The organism is bacterium (assembly GCA_026708015.1).
GTDB lineage: Bacteria > Actinomycetota > Acidimicrobiia > Acidimicrobiales > Bin134 > Poriferisocius.
On record JAPOVT010000025.1, the window covers coordinates 12,540 to 32,033 of the forward strand.

19 protein-coding genes are annotated in these 19,494 nt (G+C 64.3%); 13 read left to right on the plus strand and 6 right to left on the minus strand.

Annotated elements, in window-relative coordinates; genetic code table 11:
- Positions 1-380: 380 nt before the first annotated feature.
- Positions 381-1,136: a glycerophosphodiester phosphodiesterase gene (locus OXG30_05525; GenBank protein MCY4134356.1), complete on the minus strand. Its 756-nt coding sequence runs from the start codon at positions 1,134-1,136 to the stop codon at positions 381-383.
- Positions 1,137-1,171: 35 nt separating this feature from the next.
- Between OXG30_05525 and OXG30_05530 the strand changes: the two genes are divergently transcribed.
- The 9 genes from OXG30_05530 to OXG30_05570 all read left to right on the plus strand — a co-directional run bounded on the left by OXG30_05530 (position 1,172) and on the right by OXG30_05570 (position 7,455).
- The gene (locus tag OXG30_05530; GenBank protein ID MCY4134357.1) at positions 1,172-1,957 is read left to right on the plus strand and encodes a transglutaminase-like domain-containing protein; all 786 of its coding nucleotides are present in this window, start codon (positions 1,172-1,174) and stop codon (positions 1,955-1,957) included.
- A gap of 62 nt (positions 1,958-2,019) precedes the next feature.
- The gene (pyk, locus tag OXG30_05535; GenBank protein MCY4134358.1) at positions 2,020-3,438 is read left to right on the plus strand and encodes a pyruvate kinase; all 1,419 of its coding nucleotides are present in this window, start codon (positions 2,020-2,022) and stop codon (positions 3,436-3,438) included.
- Between the two features lie 19 nt (positions 3,439-3,457).
- Complete coding sequence (locus OXG30_05540) at positions 3,458-3,904, plus strand: DUF3151 family protein (protein ID MCY4134359.1); 447 nt, start codon at positions 3,458-3,460, stop codon at positions 3,902-3,904.
- 1 nt (position 3,905) lies between these two features.
- Positions 3,906-4,469 carry a flavin reductase family protein gene (locus OXG30_05545; protein MCY4134360.1) on the plus strand — a complete coding sequence of 188 codons (564 nt, stop codon included), beginning with the start codon at positions 3,906-3,908 and terminating at the stop codon, positions 4,467-4,469.
- Positions 4,470-4,495: 26 nt separating this feature from the next.
- Positions 4,496-5,038, plus strand: a complete 543-nt coding sequence (locus OXG30_05550; GenBank protein ID MCY4134361.1) for a molybdenum cofactor guanylyltransferase — start codon at positions 4,496-4,498, stop codon at positions 5,036-5,038.
- 28 nt (positions 5,039-5,066) lie between these two features.
- Positions 5,067-5,381 carry a rhodanese-like domain-containing protein gene (locus tag OXG30_05555; GenBank protein MCY4134362.1) on the plus strand — a complete coding sequence of 105 codons (315 nt, stop codon included), beginning with the start codon at positions 5,067-5,069 and terminating at the stop codon, positions 5,379-5,381.
- On the plus strand, positions 5,378-6,577 hold the full coding sequence (locus OXG30_05560) for an HRDC domain-containing protein (GenBank protein ID MCY4134363.1): 1,200 nt from the start codon (positions 5,378-5,380) through the stop codon (positions 6,575-6,577). Before OXG30_05555 ends, OXG30_05560 begins: the two co-directional genes overlap by 4 nt.
- Positions 6,574-7,086 carry a phosphoribosyltransferase gene (locus OXG30_05565; GenBank protein MCY4134364.1) on the plus strand — a complete coding sequence of 171 codons (513 nt, stop codon included), beginning with the start codon at positions 6,574-6,576 and terminating at the stop codon, positions 7,084-7,086. The genes OXG30_05560 and OXG30_05565 overlap by 4 nt, the downstream gene beginning before the upstream one ends.
- A gap of 150 nt (positions 7,087-7,236) precedes the next feature.
- Positions 7,237-7,455, plus strand: a complete 219-nt coding sequence (locus OXG30_05570) for a hypothetical protein (GenBank protein ID MCY4134365.1) — start codon at positions 7,237-7,239, stop codon at positions 7,453-7,455.
- Between the two features lie 10 nt (positions 7,456-7,465).
- On the opposite strand, the gene OXG30_05575 is transcribed toward OXG30_05570, so the two are convergent.
- Positions 7,466-9,178: a chloride channel protein gene (locus OXG30_05575; protein ID MCY4134366.1), complete on the minus strand. Its 1,713-nt coding sequence runs from the start codon at positions 9,176-9,178 to the stop codon at positions 7,466-7,468.
- Between the two features lie 34 nt (positions 9,179-9,212).
- Between OXG30_05575 and OXG30_05580 the strand changes: the two genes are divergently transcribed.
- The 4 genes from OXG30_05580 (at position 9,213) to OXG30_05595 (ending at position 12,941) form a co-directional block, all read left to right on the plus strand.
- Positions 9,213-10,664, plus strand: coding sequence for an FAD-binding protein (locus tag OXG30_05580; GenBank protein MCY4134367.1), 1,452 nt, complete (start codon positions 9,213-9,215; stop codon positions 10,662-10,664).
- Positions 10,665-11,576 (plus strand): FAD-binding protein, encoded by a 912-nt coding sequence (locus OXG30_05585; GenBank protein ID MCY4134368.1) that lies wholly within the window; start codon positions 10,665-10,667, stop codon positions 11,574-11,576. It abuts the gene before it with no gap.
- Positions 11,577-11,980: 404 nt separating this feature from the next.
- Positions 11,981-12,775, plus strand: coding sequence for a heterodisulfide reductase-related iron-sulfur binding cluster (locus OXG30_05590; GenBank protein ID MCY4134369.1), 795 nt, complete (start codon positions 11,981-11,983; stop codon positions 12,773-12,775).
- On the plus strand, positions 12,765-12,941 hold the full coding sequence (locus OXG30_05595; GenBank protein MCY4134370.1) for a hypothetical protein: 177 nt from the start codon (positions 12,765-12,767) through the stop codon (positions 12,939-12,941). Before OXG30_05590 ends, OXG30_05595 begins: the two co-directional genes overlap by 11 nt.
- On the opposite strand, the gene cofH is transcribed toward OXG30_05595, so the two are convergent.
- From cofH to OXG30_05615, 4 genes are read right to left on the minus strand one after another with little or no spacing between them, the layout of a single operon-like run.
- Positions 12,938-15,178, minus strand: coding sequence for a 5-amino-6-(D-ribitylamino)uracil--L-tyrosine 4-hydroxyphenyl transferase CofH (gene cofH / locus OXG30_05600; GenBank protein MCY4134371.1), 2,241 nt, complete (start codon positions 15,176-15,178; stop codon positions 12,938-12,940). The genes OXG30_05595 and cofH overlap by 4 nt on opposite strands.
- Positions 15,179-15,231: 53 nt before the next feature.
- Entirely contained in the window at positions 15,232-16,335 is a 1,104-nt protein-coding gene (gene tal / locus OXG30_05605; protein ID MCY4134372.1) for a transaldolase, read from the minus strand.
- Positions 16,336-16,340: 5 nt separating this feature from the next.
- Positions 16,341-18,314, minus strand: coding sequence for a transketolase (tkt, locus tag OXG30_05610; GenBank protein MCY4134373.1), 1,974 nt, complete (start codon positions 18,312-18,314; stop codon positions 16,341-16,343).
- A 24-nt stretch (positions 18,315-18,338) separates the two neighbouring features.
- Positions 18,339-19,454, minus strand: coding sequence for an FIST C-terminal domain-containing protein (locus OXG30_05615; protein ID MCY4134374.1), 1,116 nt, complete (start codon positions 19,452-19,454; stop codon positions 18,339-18,341).
- Between the last annotated feature and the right edge of the window lie 40 nt (positions 19,455-19,494).

A 19,494-nucleotide genomic window follows, 5' to 3' on the forward strand; every position in this document is an offset into this window, starting at 1 on the left:
ACCGGTCGACTTCTCGGGGCCATCCCGTTCGGTCTCGGTTCCCCGGTTGGCTTGCGCCCTCCGGTTCCCCGGTCCCTACCCCCCAGATCCTCACGGCACCTGGTCTCTTTCCCGGCCCTCGGCTTTCGGTGGTGCCACCGACTTCCTCGGCCCGTTCCAGTGACCCTGCGGAACTCTGTCGAACCCTCGCCCTTGCGGACTACTGCTCGGTCAGCTACCTCCGCTTGTCTCTGGTAGGTGGGCATACCATAGCGCGCAAAAAACCCAGGTCAAGCCAAAATATTAAATCCACAGGGTTTTCCACTGCTGTGAGTAGAAATCCCCAAGAACCACCGATTTAACCACAGGGCAGAACTCGATTTTGGGCCTTAAATGGGCACTCACCTCCACATGCCGCGTTCGATCAGCGCCTCGCGAAGGACAGTAGGCCGGTCGGTCATGATGCCGTCCACCCCGATATCGAGGAGCCGCTGCATTTCTTCGGCGTCGTCAACGGTCCAAACGTGCACCGCCAGTCCTTGTGCATGGGCTGCGGCGACGAACCGCTGGTGGACCAACGGAACACCTTTGACCGTCGGGGGAACCTGGGCACACGCGCCGGCTTTGATCCTTACCGGCAGGCCGGCTGAGGCGGCCTGAAGCTGTCCGACTTCCTTCGGGCTGAGTCCGGTACACAACTGAGGTCCGCCAAGCTGGCGGGCGGTGGCCAGGCGGCGCCCAGAGAATGATCCGACGCAGACACGGTCGATGGCATCAAACCGCTGAAGAGCGCCGATGAGCGGAACAGTGGCCTGGTCATGTTTGGGATCGACCGCGATGCGGAGATCGGGCCAGGCTTCCAAGAGGTCCTCGAAGCGGGGGATGGCGTGTCCACCGCCGACCCGCACCGTTTCAAGATCTCGCCAGGCGAGGTCGGCAATGGCCTCCGGGCGTCCACTGAGCCGCTTCAGTCCTTCATCGTGGAACGCCACCAGCACGCCGTCTCGAGTGGCATGCACATCGGTCTCCACGTATCGGAAGCCGAGGTCAATGGCGGCGGCAAACGCGGCCATGGTGTTTTCCGGCCCCTCCAAGGCTCCGCCCCGATGGGCGATGGGGATCGGGCCGTCGTGATCCAAGAACGGCCAACGAGACACCGCCGAAAGGTTAGCGGCCAAGGTAGATTGCGTTCGTGGCTTGGGATCCCGCGGCGAAATTCGGCCAGCTGCTTCAAGACGAGGAGTTCGCGCTGCATGAGGGCGCCTTGTGCATAGCGGCCCACGGTTGTCCCGACATGGACTTCGAAGCCGAAGTCGCCCAGTTGGGCGAGCTAGCCGAGCGATGTGACGGCTCGAGCCGAGATCAAATGCTGCACTCCCTTTTCGGCGAGTTGGGCTTTCACGGCAACCGGGTGGACTACTACGACCCCCGAAACTCATTTCTGAACGAGGTCATGCGCCGGCGCACCGGAATCCCGATCAGCCTGGCCGTGCTCGTCATCGCCATCGGCAGGCAAAGTGGCTACCAGTTCGAGGGTATCGGCCTACCCGGTCACTTCCTGATCAGGGACCGCGATGAACCCGACGCGTTCATCGACGTATTCGCTGGAGGCGCGGTACTCGACGCCCAGGGCTGCGAGGAGCTGTTCCACCAGATCGCCGGAGGGGATAAGGGCTTCAACCTCGCGTACTTGGCTCCGGTGGACCACTCGTCGATTATGGAGCGGATGCTGGGTAATCTCCGGGCCATCTACGCCCAGAACAAGGACTACGCCAACCTGGAGTGGGTGTTGGAACTGAGGACGATGTGCCCAACTGTGCCGGCTGGCGAGGCGAAGCAATTGGGGATGATCAACATGGAGCGGGGTCGATTCGACGAAGCAGCCCGCCGATTCGATGAGCTGGCCCAAGTTGCCGAAGACGATGACGAGGAGCAGCTTCGGCGGCTGGCCACGCTGGCCCGAGCCCGCATGAATTAATCGGCAACTCGGGGCCAGGTAGACCGCTAGATCAGCCGAGTTGGGCGGTAGCGTTAAAGACCGTGCCCCGCCGTACCAAGATCATCGCCACCATAGGCCCGGCATCGGAATCACCCGAGGCACTGCGGACCTTGGTAGACGCGGGTATGGACGTGGCTCGCATTGGGCTGGCTCACGGAACGCTGGACGAGGCTCTCGGTCGGATGCGTCTTGTGCGCCAGGTTGCCCAGGAGGCTGGCCGGCGCGTGGGGGTGTTGGTGGACTTGCCCGGCCCGAAAGTGCGCACGGCCAGCTTTGGCCAAAACGGTGTGCAGTTGCGAGTGGACACCGAGGTGGAGATCAGGGTGGGCGATGCCAAGAGCACCGCCGAGGTGGTTGAGGTTGACTATGAGAACCTCCTCCACGACATCGCGGCCGGCGACCAGGTTGCGCTGGGAGACGGTCAGGTGCTGTTGCAGATTATCGATGTTGGGACCGACAAGGCCACCGGGATCATTCTCCACGGCGATGTGATCCATGGTCGTCCTGGGTTCCGCATACCCTCTGACCGACTCAGCATGTCCACGCCGACGCCCGAAGACCTCCAAGGCTTGGAGGCGTTTGTAGCCGAGTCGGTGGACATGGTGGCCATCTCGTTTGTTCGGTCGGGCGACGACATTCGCCGGGTGAACGTGGAGCCCCACCCCATTGGACCGCTGGTGATCGCCAAGATCGAGACCCAGGCAGCTATCCGCAACTTGGAAGACATCATCGATGCCTCGGCGGGAATCATGGTGGCCCGCGGCGATCTGGGCACTGAATGCCTTTTGGAAGAGACCCCTCACCTCCAAAAGCGGATTATCCGAGACTGCATAGCTGGTGGCTTGCCGGTGATAACCGCCACCCAGATGCTGGACTCCATGGTCCAGGCATCAACGCCGACCCGGGCGGAGGTGTCGGATGTGGCCAATGCGGTGTTCGACGGCACCAGTGCGGTCATGCTGTCGGCTGAAACCGCCATTGGCGCCCACCCCGCGGCCACGGTGGCCACCATGGCCCGAATCGCCGAACGGGCTGATGACGAATTCGACTACGTCCGCTGGGGGGAGAACATCCGGCGATTGCGCATGACCGACGTCGACGCCCCCACTTCGGTGACCGACGCCATGACCGGGGCCGCGGCGACCACGGCCAACGAGCTGAATCTGGCCGCCATTGTTTGCATATCGGCATCGGGATTCACGGTGCGCTCCATGGCTCGCTTCCGGCCCCAAACTGCCATTTTGGGATTCAGCACATCGGAGCGCACCGTTCAGCAACTGACGTTGAGCTGGGGAGTCACTCCGATGCTGGCTCTTGAATCGGGCACTTACGAAGCCCGGGTCAGAGAGGCCTTGAGCCTGGCCAAGGAGTCGGGGAATGTTGTACCCGGCGATGTGGTTGCGGTGGTGGCTGGCATGGCCGAAGCCACCGATGTGCTGCGCTTGGTGCGCGTCCGCTGACCATAGAAGGATTGCGCCCATGACTGATGCGCCGGTGAATCTGACCCGATCGGGTCCTCCCGAGACGATCTTGGACCCGGAGCCGCCCCAAGCAGTGGCCGCATTGGCCCAGGCTATGGGCCAACCTCAGGATCGAAGGCGGGCCGCGGTAGCTGAAGTGGTGTCTCAATTTCCCCGATTTCTCGATGGCTGGGCCCGACTGGGGCTGCTGGCCCGCGACCATGCCGAGGCCTATGCCGCCTTCCGAGTGGGGTATCACCGAGGATTGGACCGGTTGCGCCAAAACGGGTGGCGGGGTTCGGGCTACGTACGTTGGACTCACGAGGTGAACCGGGGCTTTCTACGAGCCCTTGCCGGATTGCAGGCCACCGCAGCAGCCATCGGAGAGAGGGATGAAGAGGAGCGCTGCCTGCACTTTCTGCACCAGCTCGATCCGTCCTGGCCCGCTACGGATTGGAGAGAGTGAGATGGCAGCTCCGGGCGGAACCGGACCTATTGGCCCGTTCCCGGATCGTGTAGGGGACGACCCCGAGGCCCAAGACTCCTACGACCGGCTGCGCAGACGGGTCTTGTGGAGCCTGCCCTATGGGTTATACGTGGTTGGGTCGCGGGCGGGAGAACGGCGCAACGGCATGACGCTCAACTGGGCCACCCAGCTGGCTTTCGAGCCGAAGCTGGTGGGCATCGGAGTCGAGCAGCCTGCCTACACCCACGGACTCATCTCTGAGGGCGGGGTGTTCAGCCTGTGCACGGTCGCCCGGGAGGACCGGGCCATTGTGCGCAAGTTCACCAAGCCGGTCGAGGTTGATTTGGCGGCTATGACCCTCAATGGCTTCGCCTTCCATGACGGTGTCACCGGCGCGCCCATTCTGGACTGCGCGCCCGCCTATCTCGACTGCGAAGTCCGCCACTCGGTGGTCACCGGGGCACACACCCTGTTCATCGGCGAAGTGGTTGACTGCGGCTTCCAGCATGACGAGGACACCCCTGTTCTGCGCATGGAGGACACCCGCATGAACTACGGGGGCTAAACATCGAGGGAGGGTTCACGGGTGTAGTGCTGGCTGGGGGGATGAGTCAGCGCATGGGCACCGACAAGGCCTTCATCGAGGTGGAGGGCCAATGGCTGATAATCAGGGCGCTGAAGGCACTGGTCGGCGCTTCGCAACATCTCATCGTCGGGGGGACTGATCCGAGGCTGGCGAAGGCCGCGGCTGCCACCGGTGCTCAGCATCTGGCTGACCGCTGGCCCGGAGAGGGCCCGTTGGGGGCAGTGGCCACCGCGTTGGGCTTGGCTCGCCATCCTGTGACCGTGATCTTGCCCTGCGATCTTCCGGCCATCAGCGCTGAGGATGTGGCGGTGCTAGTGAAAGCCGTCCGAGAGGCTCCTCCCAGCCCTGCTTCATCGGCGGCGGTATTCACTGACCGCCGCCGTCACTATCTGCCCCTGGCCATCGAAACCCGTTCGGGGACGCTGGCCGAGCGCTTGTTCGAGTCGGGCCAGCGCGCGGTGGCCTCGCTTCTGGATGAAGTGGCCGTTGTCGACGTTCCCGCGTCTCCTTCGGCAGTGGCAGATGTCGACAGTCCCGAAGACCTGTGATTGGCCCACTAACCTCAACGGGGTGGAAATCCCCGAGATCGGCATCGCAGAGCTTGCCGAGCTGCTGTCAGCGGACGTTGTGCTTATCGACGTACGGGAGCCCGACGAGTACGCCGAAGCTCGTGTGCCCGGCGCGGTGCTCATTCCTCTGGACACCATCCCCGAGCGCATCTCAGAACTGCCCGGCGAACACTTGTACATGATCTGCGCCTTGGGCGGGCGCAGCCTCAAGGCTGCGGAGTATCTGACTGCCCGCGGCTGGGCATGCACCAATGTGGCCGGCGGCACCAATAGATGGGTGGAGGCCGGCTATCCCTACGACTCCGGGTCCCCTGTCGATTGAGTCGCAAGGCCAGCCTTCCCGAGCCGGTTACCACACGGCGCAAGCTGTCGGAGGTGGTGGCCGACGCCGCGACTGCCGATGCCTACGCCATCGACACCGAGTTCCACCGAGAGCGCACCTACTATCCCCGATTGGCGCTCGTCCAGATCGCCTGGCACGACCAGCTTGCCGTTATCGACCCCTTGGCGGTGCCCGTCACCCCGCTGGCCCGTCTGTTGGAGGGCAACGGCATCGCAGTACTACACGCCGCCGAGCAGGACTTGGAAGTGCTCTACTACGAATGCGGGACACGGCCTAGAAAAATCTTTGACACGCAGATCGGGGCCGGGTTCATCGGGTACAGCTCGCCGTCGCTGGCCACGCTGCACAAGCGGCTGCTGGGGGTGGAGTTGGCCAAAGAAGCTCGTCTGTCTGACTGGTTTCAACGGCCGCTGCCCGATCATATGCTGGCCTACGCCGCGGCCGATGTGGAGCGCCTGCTGGAGATCAGCGACATACTGCAAAAGGAGATGCACGCCCGGGGACGCCTCCAATGGGCCGAGGAAGAGTGCGCGCTTTTGTTGGAGCGGGCCGGCTCCGGCCGGTCTCCGGAAGCCGCTTGGCTCCGAATCAAGGAGGTGCGCCGCATGGAGGGTCGGCCGCGGGCACTGGCCCAAGCGGTGGCTGGATGGCGGGAGGAATATGCCGCCCGACAGAACCGGCCCGTACGCCATGTGCTGTCCGATCTCGGAGTGGCTGTTGTGGCTCAACGCATGCCGAAAACCCTTGACCAATTGCGGGAGATCAGGGGAGTGGAGTCCCGCAATCTCCGCAAGGGTGCCGACAAGGAGCTGCTGGCGTTTCTCAAGGAGATCAGTGGAGCCGATTTGGCGGTGGAGCCGGCTGGCAAACCTCCGACGTTGGATCCTGCGCTGAAGCCAGCGGTCAGCCTCATCACATTGTGGGCTGCTCAGCATGCCATCGAAGCTGATCTCGATCCAGCACTGGTTGCGACCCGCGGCGACATAGAGGCACTGTTGAGGGGCGATCCCGACTGCCGCGCCCTGAAGGGATGGCGGGCAGACATAATTGCCGCGCCGGTCCAACAGCTATTGGAGGGAACCGCAGCGGTAGCCTTCGACGACCAGGGCAAGCTCACCCTTGAAGAGCGATCAGGGCGACCGATTTCCGCTGATCCACCGAAAGGAAGCACATGAGCGAGGCGACTGAACGAGAATGGCTCGATTGGGATTCCTATGGCCGGGCTGTGCGGGAATTGGCGGCGATGGTGGCAGACGACGGTTATCGACCGGAGATGATTCTGGCCATTGCCCGGGGAGGCCTGTTCTGCGCGGGATCACTGGGCTATGCGCTGTCGATCAAGAACATCTATGTGATGAATTGCGAGTACTACACCGGGGTGGATGAGCGTCTCCCCGTTCCAGTGATGCTGCCCCCCGCCGTCGACCTGGTGGATCATCGCAATTCCAAGATCCTTATCGCCGACGATGTCGCCGACACCGGCCACACCCTCAAAATGGTCTACGACTTCTGTGTGGAGCGGGTTGGCGATGTGCGCTCGGCGGTGCTCTATGAAAAGTCGCATTCCCTGGTGAAGTGCGACTATGTATGGAGGCGAACCGATCAGTGGATCAATTTCCCATGGTCAACCGATCGGCCTTTGGTGAGCGCCGAAGATGCCCGGCACAAAGTGCTTGATGCCTGAAGACTCGTCCGTGCGGGGACCATCATGAAATCGGCGGTGTGCCATATGCCAGAACAGAGTGGTTAGACTGGCCTCTATGAGACATTAGGGGGCGGAGTTCCCCCTGCTGCCAGCGCTGATGGCTGCTGGCTTGATATTGCGGAGCCGCCCATGAAAAAGGGACGCCACCGTCGTTACGAAGAGGCTCGTGCGCTGAAGCACACAAGCGACGACTTCGACGTCATGTTCGAAGAGAACGAGGATCCATGCGTGGAGTGTGGAGCCATCCCCGGAGAGGAATGCCGACTCGTCAAAGTGGGGGCCAAGCCTTGGTGCGAGTACCGAGACACCCCAACTGATGACAGCGTCGATGAGCTATTTCCCAACTGAGGCTGTCTGACTAAATTCCCTCGGTCTCATCCAGGATCTCATCCAGCCGAAGAATGTCGTCGGCGCGCACCACCCCGATGAAGGTGCCGTCGTCGTCGGTCACCGGGAGTTGGTCGGTGTCGTTGGTATCCATCTGGGCTACCGCGTCACGCAACGTCCACGACGGCCGAGCCGTGGGCAGGTCGCGTCGGGAAATGGTGGCCACCAGCGTGTCGCTCCATGCGTCGCGCTCCAAGTCGCTCATTTGCTCCAGTCCGCACATACCAATGTAGACCCCTCCGTCGACCACCGGGACTTCCCGCTCGCGTCGACCGAGAAGGTGGATGTACACCAGCTCGCTGACCGTGGCGTCGGGGGGCACGGTGAGGGTGTCGGTGGTGAGCGCGGAGGTAAGGGGTAGGGCCAGCCGGCGCTCTACTAGGCCCTCTCTTTTGTCCAGCTGATAGGAGGCCACCGAGCTGGATCCGGCCACAAGCTGCGAAACGGCGGCGGCGATGAGCGCAGGAACCACGAACGCGGAGGTTCCTGTACTCTCGGCCACGAACATCACCGCGGTGATGGGGGCTCGGTAACCGGCACCCAGGAAGGCGGCCAGTCCCAACGTGCGGTAAAGCCCAATGTCGGCTGTTCCCAGAGCCTGGCCCACGAAGCTGCCCACGATCACCCCTTGGACGGCCAGAGGTATGAACAGCCCGCCGGTGCCCCCGGCGCCCACGGTTGTAAGGGTGGCGACGACTCGGAAGGCCAACAGGCACCCGATCAGCAAAAGCGTGTGATCGCCGTCTTGAAGCCATTCGGTGGCCTCCACTCCTGGCCCCAGGCTCAACGGCTGGTCGAAGACCGCCTCAGTGGCCACCACAAGTCCGGCCAGCACCGCCCCGCCAAACAGGATCCTGACCCCGATGGGGAATTGCTGCTCCAGACCTTTGGCCTGGCGAACCAACCATGCGAACCCTCGGCCTCCTAGACCGGCCACCAAGCCGAGCAGCGCCCCCCCGCCCAGGTGGATGATGCTGAGACCGCCGTCGTGGCTGCCCAGATCGATGACCGGGTCGGTTCCCAGCACGGCGACGTACACCAAGTACCCCGATGCCGAAGCCATTAGAGCGGGCAGTAGCGCCCGGCGGGCAACGTCGTCGCGGTAGGGGGCCTCCAGGGCGAAGATGACACCGGTGGCCGGGGTCTTGAACACCGCAGCGATGCCGGCGGCCGCCCCCGCAGTAAGCAACATCTTGGTCTCCTCCCGGCGCAGCCACCGGCCGAAGAGTCCCTGGGTGCTGTGCCCGACAGTCGCACCGGCGTACACCGAGGGGCCCTCCAGTCCCATCGAGCCGCCGAGGCCGATGGTGGCCACACCTGCCATCAGCTTGGCTGGGAGCTGGGACAGGGGCAGCCGGGGATAGCGCTCATGGAAGGCCCGAACGTATTCGTCGGAGGTTGACGGCGTGGCCCCTCGGCCGAAGTAGCGCAGAATGGCGAATGCGGCAGCCAGCCCCACGGCCGGGGCGGCCGCCTGCCACCACAAGGGACCGTCCAGGAGGCGCTTCAACAGCACCTCGACAGTGAGCTGTTCGAACCCGGCTACCAGTAGTCCTACCAGGGCACCGGTGATGATGGACAGCACCATCACAGCGGGAAAGGCCTGTCGTGGTCGGAAGGAGGCCAGCAGCTCCACCCCCGACCGGGCGATCCTGCCTCCTAACAGAGCTTGGAGCGCTTGCATTCTGTTCGACTCACTGGCGGTATCCTACTGGCCGATGAGGATTTGGCGGACCACCACGGATGACCCCTTGGTACGAGATCTTCGACGAGTGCTGCCTACCGACCGGATTAGGTCAGCTTCGCTGGAGCGGTCGCTTATGGGCCGGGATGCCTCGATCTTCGAGGGAGGCCGGGCCGGGCCGGTGTGCTTCCCGGTCAGCACCGAGGAGGTGCAGGGTTGTGTGGACGCTGCTCGGCGCCACAACCGGGCCGTTGTTCCCCGAGGAGCGGGCACCGGGTTGGCCGGGGGAGCGGTACCCCTGGAAGAGCCATTGGTTGTGGTCACCACCAAAATGAACCGCCTGTTGTCGGTGGACGCCGACCGGCGGGTGGCCTGGGTGCAGCCGGGTATGATCAATCTGGATCTCAGCCGGGCCACCGCGCCATATGGATTGCATTTCGCTCCCGATCCCTCCAGCCAACAGGTGTGCTCTCTGGGGGGCAACGTGGGCACCAACGCCGGAGGACCTCACTGCTTGGCCCATGGGGTAACCAGTGCTCACGTGCTTGCGGTGGAGGTTGTGCTTACGTCAGGTGAAGCCGTGGTGTTGGGCGAATCTGAAGGATGGGCCCCTGGCTTGGACCTCCGGGGGACATATGTGGGGTCGGAGGGGATGATGGGCATAACCACTGCCATAGCTGTGCGCCTGACCCCCGATCCGCCGGCGGTGCAAACCTTGCTGCTGGCCTTCGACTCTGTGGACTCCGCGGCGCAGACTGTGAGCGCGGTTATTGCCGATGGGATTGTGCCTGCCGCCATAGAAATGATGGACAACAACATCATCAGGGCAGTGGAGGAGTTCGTGGGGGCGGGGTTTCCCACCGACGCGGCCGCGGTGGTCATCGTTGAAGTGGACGGCCTGCCCGGTGGGGTGGCAGCCGAAGCCGACCGCGTAGCGGAACTGGCCGTGGGGTTGGGCGGGAGTGTCCGCCGGGCAGCCGATGACAACGAGCGGGCGCTCTTGTGGAAGGGTCGAAAAAGCGCGTTCGGCGCCATTGCCCGGATCAAGCCCAACTACTACCTGCATGACACGGTGGTTCCCCGGACCCGCTTGGCCGAGGTGATGAAACAGGTGTACGAGATTGTTGAAGAGCACGAGTTGCAAGTGATGAACGTATTCCACGCCGGTGACGGCAACCTGCATCCAATGTTGCTGTTCGACCGCCGCGAGCCAGGGATAATGCCCCGGGTTCATGCCGCGGGGGCAGCCATCATCGAGGCCTCGCTGGCCGTGGGTGGGGTGCTGTCGGGCGAGCACGGCATCGGCATGGAAAAGCGCGATTTCATGCCTTTGATGTTCAGCGAGGCCGATTTGGACGCCCAGGCCCGACTGCGGCGGGCGTTCGATCCCGATGAGATGGCCAATCCCGGCAAGGTGCTGCCCACCGGGGCAAGCTGCGCCGATGTGAACGCGCTCGACAAGGTCCCCGAAGGAGTTTGGGGATAGGTGCCCAACGAGGAGACCGGAGCGGCGCTGGAGTCATTTGCCGCCGAGGTGGGATCAGCTGGTCCGGTGGCCGTGGTAGGGGGGCGCACTCACTGGGAGGTCGGCGGACCCTGCCCGGACGAAACTCGCCTCGTGCGGGCCCCAAGTGGGGTGCGCTCCTTTGATCCCGCCGACATGACCATTCGAGTAGGGGCCGGGACTCTGGTAGAAGAGATGGACGCAGTTCTGGCCGAGGCCGGACAGCGAGCCAACCTGCCGATGGTGCCAGGGGCCACTGTGGGCGGCGTGCTGGCCGTGGGCCGTGACGACATTCATGCCCTAGGCCGGGGGAGACTCCGCGATGTCTTGCTAAAGGCGGTCTATGTGGCCGAAGACGGCCGGCTGGTCAAAGTCGGCGGCCCGACAGTGAAGAACGTGTCGGGGTTCGACCTTTGCCGGCTGCTCGTGGGATCGCTGGGCACGTTGGGGCTGGTGGGCGAGGTGATCCTGCGCACCTGGCCTCGGCCGGCTGTGCAGCAATGGCTGTCGGGTCCTTGCGACCCCGCAGTGCTTCGCCGGGAGCTGTATTGGCCCTCGTCCATCCTGTGGGACGGCCAGACGTCGTGGGTTCATCTCGAGGGCCATGAGCCGGACGTGGAGTCTGAGGCCGAACTGGCGCGGTCGCTGGGTTGCAACCCGACCGACGGCCCCCCAAGTCTGCCGGCCCATCGGGTGCCCACGGCGGCCTTGGAAGCCGGGAGACTCTCCGGCAGCTATTTGGTGCAGTTCGGCACCGGGTCGGCCTATGTACACGAGCCTTTACCGTTTCCTAGCCCTGATCCGGCTGTTGTGGCTCTCCACGGGCGACTGAAAGCGGAATTCGATCCCCGCGGTCGGCTCAATCCCGGGCGCGACCCGTTGGCGGCGACGTGAGCGCGGAGGTCTCTCTGGGGGTCGACCCCGAAGGATCAGCCTCAAGGCCTACCTTGGGGATCGACCCCGAGGAACTGGCTTCGTGCGTGTCGTGCGGGCTGTGCTTGCCCCATTGTCCGACATTCCGGGTGACCGGAGAGGAATGGGCGTCGCCCCGCGGACGCATAAGCGCAATGCGCGAGGTGCAAGACAACGGTGCAGCGGTCGACGCTGCTTTTTCAGCTTCGATGAATTCCTGCGTGCAGTGCCGGGGTTGCGAACCGGCCTGTCCGTCAGGGGTTCCCTTCGGTTCTCTGATGGAGGCTACCCAAGCTTCTCTGGCTCGGAGGCGGCGGGGTGATTGGCGGAGGTGGGGATTCCGGGTACTCGGCCATCCGCGGCTGTTGAACCTGCTTTCGCGAATCTTGGCTGTAGCCCAGCGATTGCGGCTAATCCCCTCCAGGCGGCTGGGCCTACCCCTCATTCCTCTGGCCCAGGAGCGACTTCGAGCATCTGGTGACGACGTATGGCTGTTCACCGGGTGTGTGATGGATGCCTGGCAGCGGTCAACCCATGCCGCGGTAAAGCGAGTGGTGGAGGCCACCGGAGCCAGCGTCTCTCTGCCGGGTGCCGGTGCGGGATGCTGCGGAGCGTTGTCGCTGCACGCCGGTTTGGAGGACCATGCCCGCGCCCTGGCGATTCGCACAATGAGGGCGCTGGAGGGTTCAGCGCCGATTCTGGTGGACTCAGCTGGCTGCGGTGCAGCTCTCAAGGAGTACGGCGAGCTGGTGGGCACCCCGGAGGCCGCTGCATTCAGCCGGCGGGTTATGGATGTGCATGAGTGGCTGGCACCACGCCTCGAAGAGCTGCCAGGTGTGGCGGTGAGGAGCTCGGACACGGTGGTGGCGGTACACGATCCCTGCCATTTGCGCCATGTTCAGCGAGCCCACCAGTCGGTGGCCGAGGTTCTGGCCCGCGTTGCCACCGTGGTGGCCTTGGACGACGAGGGTCTGTGCTGTGGAGCGGGTGGAGCCTACGCTGCCATGCAGCCCGAGCTGGCGGCATCGATTCGAGAACGCAAGCTGGAGGCCATTGAACGCACCGGTGCCCAAATCGTGGCTAGCGCCAATCCCGGCTGCACCATCCATTTGGCCAACGCTGGAGTCGTGGTGCGCCACCCCCTGGAAATCGTGGACGAGGCGATTGGCCATGACGGCTGAGCACATCCGCGAGCAGCTAGAGCAAATCGCCGAGCAACTGGACGACTTGGCCATGGCGATGCTGCGCGACGCGGTGGAGGAGGGAGCGACGTCGCGCCCCGAGGAGGAGAAGAAGCTGACCCGGGCCCGGCGCTCTGTCGAGAAGGCGATCCAGCTCTTGAGTTAGACAGCCACCGCGTCGTACAAAGTGGTGCGTTGGCGCAAGGGACGGCCTAGGGGTGCGCACAGCTCGCGGAGATCGCTCTCGGTCACCTCTTGGCCATGGGAAGCGCCGGCCGCGCGGGAGATGTTCTCGTTGATGAGGGTGCCACCCAAGTCGTTGACCCCGGCCTGAAGCATCTGGGCCGCTCCGGCCATTCCAAGCTTCACCCACGATGCCTGAATGTTGTGAATCCAGCCGTGGTAGGCGATGCGCCCCACGGCGTGCATCAGCAGCGCCTCCCGGAAGGTGGGGCCCCGCCGGGAGCGCCTTTGCAGGTAGATGGGTGCAGCCATGTGGACGAAGGGCAGGGGCACGAACTCGGTGAACCCGCCGGTCTCCCTCTGGAGCTCGCGAGTGCGGACCAGATGACGTGCCCAGTGAACAGGCTGCTCGACCGTCCCGAACATGATGGTCACGTTGGACCGAAGACCGAGGCCGTGGGCGGTGCGATGAGCCTCCAGCCACTCGCCGGTGTCGATCTTGTCGGGGCAGATCACCTCTCGGATGTCATCATCGAGGATCTCCGCCGCGGTGCCGGGAAGCGAGCGCAGGCCGGCGTCTATCAAACGGCGCAGATAGTCGGCCAGGGGCTCCTCCAGCCGGCGAGCGCCCTCGGTCACCTCGAGAGCGGTGAATCCGTGGACATGGATGCCGGGCACCGCGTCCTTCACCGCCCGGGTGACGTCGATGTAATAGTCGCCGTCGAAGCTGGGGTGGATGCCGCCTTGCAGGCATACTTCGGTAGCGCCTGCATCAGCCGCCTCCGCGGTGCGCTCGGCGATGTCGTCCAAGGTCAGCAGGTAGGGGTCGCCCCGCAAGTTGAGGGAAAGCGGCCCCTTGGAGAACCCGCAGAACCGACACTTGAACGTGCACACGTTGGTGTAGTTGATGTTGCGGTTGGACACCCAGGTCACCTCGTCGCCCACCGCGGCCTGGCGGAGCTCGTCGGCCAGCGAGGCGACTGCTCTTACCTCGGATCCCCGGGCACTGAACAGGGTGACGATCTCATCCACCCCGACCTCCTGGCCGTCGCGCACTCCGGCCAGTACCTCGGCCACCGCCCCTTCGGCGATGGTGCGGCCGTCGCCAGAGCCGTTCTGGCCGGCCGGGGCCAACAGCACCGGCGGTGCGGCGTCCGCGCCGGAGTACCAGCCGCCGTCGTCAGGACGGCCCAGCCCCTCGGCGTCGCTGCGGTCGAGCACCGGAAACCTCATGTCGGCATCGAGCCAGCGTTCCGGATCGAGGGCATATTCGGGGTATACGGTCAACCGGGGTGCGAGGGAGAACCCCTTGGTTTCGGTTACTGCTCGCAAGCGGTCGACGGCCGGCCAGGGGCGCTCGGGATTCACATGGTCGGCAGTGACCGGGGATATGCCGCCCCAGTCGTCGATGCCGGCGTCCAGCAACTGGCCGAAATCGTCAGACAAGTTGGGGGGCGCTTGGAGATGGATTTCCTCAGGCAAAATTAAGCGGGCGAGGGCAATGGCCTCCAGGTACTCCTCGTGCTGGCAGGGCGGGGCGTTGTGCATGGCCGTGCCGGGCTTGGGCAAGAAGTTCTGGACAATGACCTCTTGGACATGCCCCCAGCGCCGGTGCGACTCGGCGATTGCCTCTAGGGCGTCGATTCGGTCGACCCTGGTCTCTCCGATGCCCACCAGGATGCCCGTGGTGAAGGGGATGGCCAGCTCTCCCGCGGCATCAAGAGTGGCCAGACGTCGCTCAGCCGTCTTATCGGGTGATCCCCGGTGGCAGTCCAGATCGGCCAGTGTCTCGAGCATCATCCCTTGCGACGGCGCGGTCTTGCGGAGGAGGGCCAGCTCCTCGGGATAGAGCGCACCGGCGTTGGCGTGGGGCAGCAACCCGGATTTCTCCACCACCAGCCGGGTGGCGTGGGCCAAATAGTCCACCGTGGACTCGAAGCCGTGACGAGCAAGCCATTTTGCCGCGTCTGGGTAGCGCAACTCGGGGCGTTCACCCAGGGTGAACAGAGCTTCGTGGCAGCCGGCGGCCGCTCCAGCCTCGGCTATGGCCAGAACTTCGTGTTCGCTCAGATAGGGCGACTCCAGGCGGGCGGGAGGCTGGGCGAAGGTGCAGTAGCCGCACTTGTCCCGGCAAAGCATGGTGAGGGGGATGAACACCTTGGGGGAATAGGTGACCCGCGTTCCGTGAGCCCGATCGCGAATCGACCGGGCTCGGGCCATCAGCTCGGCCAGGTCCAGCTCCAACAAGTCCCGGCTGCCGAAATCGACAAAGGTCACTGATGGCCTTCCATCAATCGGTCAGCGGTGGCGGTCAAGCTCTCGATCAGGTCATCGAATGACTTCACGAATGCGGACACTCCCTCGTCTTCCAAACGGCTGGCCACTGCCTCCAGATCCACACCCACGTCGGTGACTCTATCCAGAATCGCTTGAGCGGCGGAGGGGTCGGCATCCACGGTGCGGGCCAGCTCGCCATGGTCCAAGAACGCCTCCAGGGTGGCATCGGGCAGCGTATTCACGGTGTCGGGTCCGATGAGCTGGTCGACATAGAGGGTGTCAGGATAAGCCGGGTTCTTGGTGGAAGTGGAAGCCCACAGAGGCCTTTGCACGCGCGCTCCCCGCGCCTCCAGGGCCTCCCAGCGCGGGCCTGAGAACTTCTGGTTGAAGATCTGATAGGCCACTTGGCCTTGAGCCACCGCGGTTTGGCCCCGCAGGGCCAGGGCTTCGGGGGTTCCGATGGCCTCGAGTCGGCGGTCTACCTCGGTGTCGGTGCGGCTGATGAAAAACGACGCCACCCCGGACACCGTTGACAGATCACCCTCGCATTCTTCTAGGCCGCAGAGATAGGCCTCGATGACATCGGCATAGCGGGACAAGGAGAACAGCAGGGTCACGTTGACGCTTCGACCCTCGGCAGTCATGGCCTGTATGGCGGGCAGTCCCTCGGCCGTTCCGGGGATCTTCACATAGAGATTGGAACGGTCAACGCGCTGGTTGAGCGCCCGGGCCGCGGCCAGGGTGCTGTCGGTGTCGCGGGCCAGCTTCGGATCAACTTCCACGGAGACGAAACCGTCAATCCCGTCGCTTTCCTCGTGTACCGGGGCGAGCGCGTCGAGTGCTCCGCTGATATCGGTCAGAACGAGTTCCCAGTAGGCATCGGCAACGCTCATGCCTTCGGCCAACAGCCTGGAAAACTGCTCGTCGTATTCGTCTCCCGAGGTCATGGCCTTCTGGAAGATGCTGGGATTGGAGGTCAACCCCCTTACCCCCCGCTCCACCCAATGGGACAGCTCTCCGTTGTTGATCCACTCACGGCGCAGATTGTCCAGCCATGGACTCTGTCCGTAGTCGCGATACAAGTCATCGAGACTGCTCATTGTCGTTACTCCTTGCTCCTGACCAGCGATTCGGCCTGGGCGGCCACGTTGTCCGGGTTGATGCCCAGCTTTTCCAATACAACCGACCCTGGCGCCGATGCTCCGAATCGATCGATTCCCACCGGATGGTCCACCCATCGCTCCCACCCCAGAGTCACCCCGGCCTCCACCGACAGCTTGGGCACCTGGTCCGGCAGCACCGCATCTCGATAGGTCGGATCTTGTTCGGCGAATAGTTCCCAGCAGGGCATCGAGACCACTCGGGCGGCAATGCCCTGCTGGCTCAGAGCAGCAGCAGCGTCCACGCAAACCGACACCTCGCTGCCCGTGCCCACCAGGATCACATCGGGCTCAGAGCAGTCCGCCAGAGTATAGGCGCCTCGGGCTACTCCTTCGGCGGCCGAGGAACCTTCCAGGGTGGGCACATTCTGGCGAGTGAGGATCATGGCGCTGGGGCCGTCGTTATCGACGGCCAGCCGCCATGCTTGGGCTACCTCGTTGCCGTCAGCCGGACGAAATACCCGCAGGCCAGGGATGGCTCTCAGCGACATGACGTGCTCGATGGGCTGGTGGGTGGGGCCGTCCTCGCCCACGCCTACCGAGTCGTGGCTCCAGACAAAGATGCTGTGGGCCCCCGACAGTGCAGCCAAGCGAACTGCGGGCCTCATGTAGTCGCTGAAAACCAGGAACGTGCCGCCCACCGGAACCAAGCCACCGTGCAGAGCGGCCCCGTTGAGCAGGGCGCCCATGGCATGCTCCCGAATGCCGAAGTAGAGCTGGCGCCCCGCAGGATGGGCCGAGTTCAGCGGTTCGGTGTCGGAGAGGTTGGTGCCAGTATTGCCGGTGAGGTCGGCTCCCCCCGCCACCAGACCGGGTACCGCGTCGGCCATGGCGTTGAGGCAAGCGGAGCTGGCTTTGCGGGTGGCAACCGACTCGCCCGCCGGCCACGACGGCAGCTTGTTCTCCCAGCCGGGCAGGCCACGGCCGGCCAGGCAGGCCTCGTACTCCGAGCGCTGGGGACCCAGGGCATCTACCCGCTCTTGCCACGCGGTTCGTTCGGGAGCGCTCCGGCGGCCGGAAGCCCGGTAGGCGTCGGCCACGCCGGCGGGGACATAGAACGACTCATCGGCGGGCAGCCCCATCACTGCTTTGGTGGCGGCGATCTCGTCGTCGAATAGCGAGTAGCCATGAGCCTCGTGGTTGTCGGTCTGTCCGGGTGAGGGGTAGGCGACGTGGCTACGCAGGACGATCAGAGACGGGGCGTCGCCAACCGCCATAGCCGCGCGGATGCCCGCTTCGAGGGCGTCAAGGTCTTCGGCCGCTTCCCCCAGATTCACAATGTGCCAGCCATAGGCGGCAAATCGCTGGGCGGCGTCGTCGGACAGGGAAAGGCCGGTGGAGCCGTCGATGGTGATCCGGTTGTCGTCGTAGATGCAGATCAGGCGATCCAACTGCTGGTGGCCGGCCAGCGAGGAAGCCTCATGGCTGATGCCCTCGGAGAGATCACCGTCGCTGCACAGGGCGAACACTCGGTGGTTGCAGACGTCGGCGCCGAATCGGTGGCGCAGCCAGCGCTCGGCCACCGCCATCCCCACCGCGTTGGCGATGCCCTGCCCAAGCGGGCCGGTCGTGACTTCAACGCCCGCGGTGTGGCCGGTTTCGGGGTGTCCGGGAGTACGGCTGCCCCATTGGCGAAAGTCCCGGAGGTCGTCGAGGGACAGTCCCTGACCGGTCAGGTGGAGCATGGAGTACAAGAGGATTGACGCATGGCCCGCGCTGAGGACGAAGCGGTCACGGTCGGGCCACCCCGGGTCGTCAGCGTCGTAGCGCATGATGCGGGTCCAGAGCACATGGGCTAGCGGTGCCATGGCCATGGCTGTTCCCTGATGCCCGGAGCGGGCTTGGTGGGGAGCGTCCATAGCCAGACCGCGGATGACGCTGATGCCTTGGGCTTCGAGAGCAGCAGGGAACTCAGCCATAGAAGTATCGATCCTTTCAGGTGGTCATGGGAACAGCAGCACCGAGGCGGTGAACCCATGGAGGAAATTGCGTCCGCCAATAGGGCCGAGCTCGCCGGCGCAGAACATCCCCGCCACCGGCGCTCTCTCCAGTGCCTCGTGGACAACGGCGGCATCGTGGTCGGGTCCCTCGAATAGATGAGTGCCCCGGCCGTTGCAGGTGAATACCAGGGCTGATGCCGCTGATGCATCAGCCATCAGCTCGCGTAGGTCTTCGTCGGCGGTAGCCGCATCGCGGACCTGAAACTGAACTGTGGTCCCCACTTCGAGGGAATCGCCTACGGCCAGCGCGCCAGTGGCCTCGTCAGCGCCGATCAGACCGCGAATCAGAAAGTCGCCTCTGCCGAACTCAGACTTGTGCTCGTCGATGACGATTCCGATATGCAAGCCCTTTGACACCAGTGCCCGTTCGGCCTCGTCCAAACTCAGCAACGTCTCCCGCAACCGGTCTACCGCTGATCGGCCCCCCATCTCTGAGACGATGTTGCCCTCCGACTTGGTGATGGTGAAGGGCTGGCCTATGGGGCGGCATCCCTGAGATACGACGGTGCGCACTTCGACCTCGGGGTCTAGGAGAACCCCGACCGCGCCGTCGTCGAAAACTTGCCGACCCAGGATCAGGCGGTTATCCCCCGGTCGCCCGGCAGCTGAAGCCAGTCCCCCCACTACCGTCATCTCAGGTCCTGCGTTCAGCAGGGCTTCGCTGGGAAAAGTGAACGGGTCGGGGAGCACCAAGAGGGTTCCTGTGGCATTGGCCGGCATCCCACCCACGGCCCAGCCGTCGGGGCCGCGAACAGCTTCAAGCCGAATAGATTGGGACGGGCACTGGGCAGCGGCCCAGAGGGACAGGGCCGGGCGCTCCTCCACCTCGAGGGGCCCGCCAATCACCGATACTGCGGTAGCTCCGACAAGTGCCGAAGGGGCCAACACCTGATGGATGGCGTCGGCCACTTCGCTTATCGCCTCCCGATGGGAGGCCGATGTGAATACCACGGCCAAATCAGGAGAAGGGCCTACTACTTCGAGTATCTCGCCTAGCACCTCGCCAACGGCGCTGGCCGAATCGGGATGCTCGGACAAAGCGGCCCCATACCTGCTCACACCTGCACGCTAGCCCGGCAGGAGGCTCCGACAGCGGAAA

Bases quoted from the DNA above. Each gene is read 5' to 3' on its own strand.
- OXG30_05565 (MCY4134364.1), top strand. From the start codon at position 6,574: ATGAGCGAGGCGACTGAACGAGAATGGCTCGATTGGGATTCCTATGGC.
- OXG30_05540 (MCY4134359.1), top strand. From the start codon at position 3,458: ATGACTGATGCGCCGGTGAATCTGACCCGATCGGGTCCTCCCGAGACG.
- OXG30_05570 (MCY4134365.1), top strand. From the start codon at position 7,237: ATGAAAAAGGGACGCCACCGTCGTTACGAAGAGGCTCGTGCGCTGAAG.
- tkt (MCY4134373.1), bottom strand. From the start codon at position 18,314: ATGGCTGAGTTCCCTGCTGCTCTCGAAGCCCAAGGCATCAGCGTCATC.
- OXG30_05595 (MCY4134370.1), top strand. From the start codon at position 12,765: ATGACGGCTGAGCACATCCGCGAGCAGCTAGAGCAAATCGCCGAGCAA.
- cofH (MCY4134371.1), bottom strand. From the start codon at position 15,178: ATGGCCCGAGCCCGGTCGATTCGCGATCGGGCTCACGGAACGCGGGTC.
- tal (MCY4134372.1), bottom strand. From the start codon at position 16,335: ATGAGCAGTCTCGATGACTTGTATCGCGACTACGGACAGAGTCCATGG.
- OXG30_05580 (MCY4134367.1), top strand. From the start codon at position 9,213: ATGAGGATTTGGCGGACCACCACGGATGACCCCTTGGTACGAGATCTT.
- OXG30_05575 (MCY4134366.1), bottom strand. From the start codon at position 9,178: ATGCAAGCGCTCCAAGCTCTGTTAGGAGGCAGGATCGCCCGGTCGGGG.
- OXG30_05545 (MCY4134360.1), top strand. From the start codon at position 3,906: ATGGCAGCTCCGGGCGGAACCGGACCTATTGGCCCGTTCCCGGATCGT.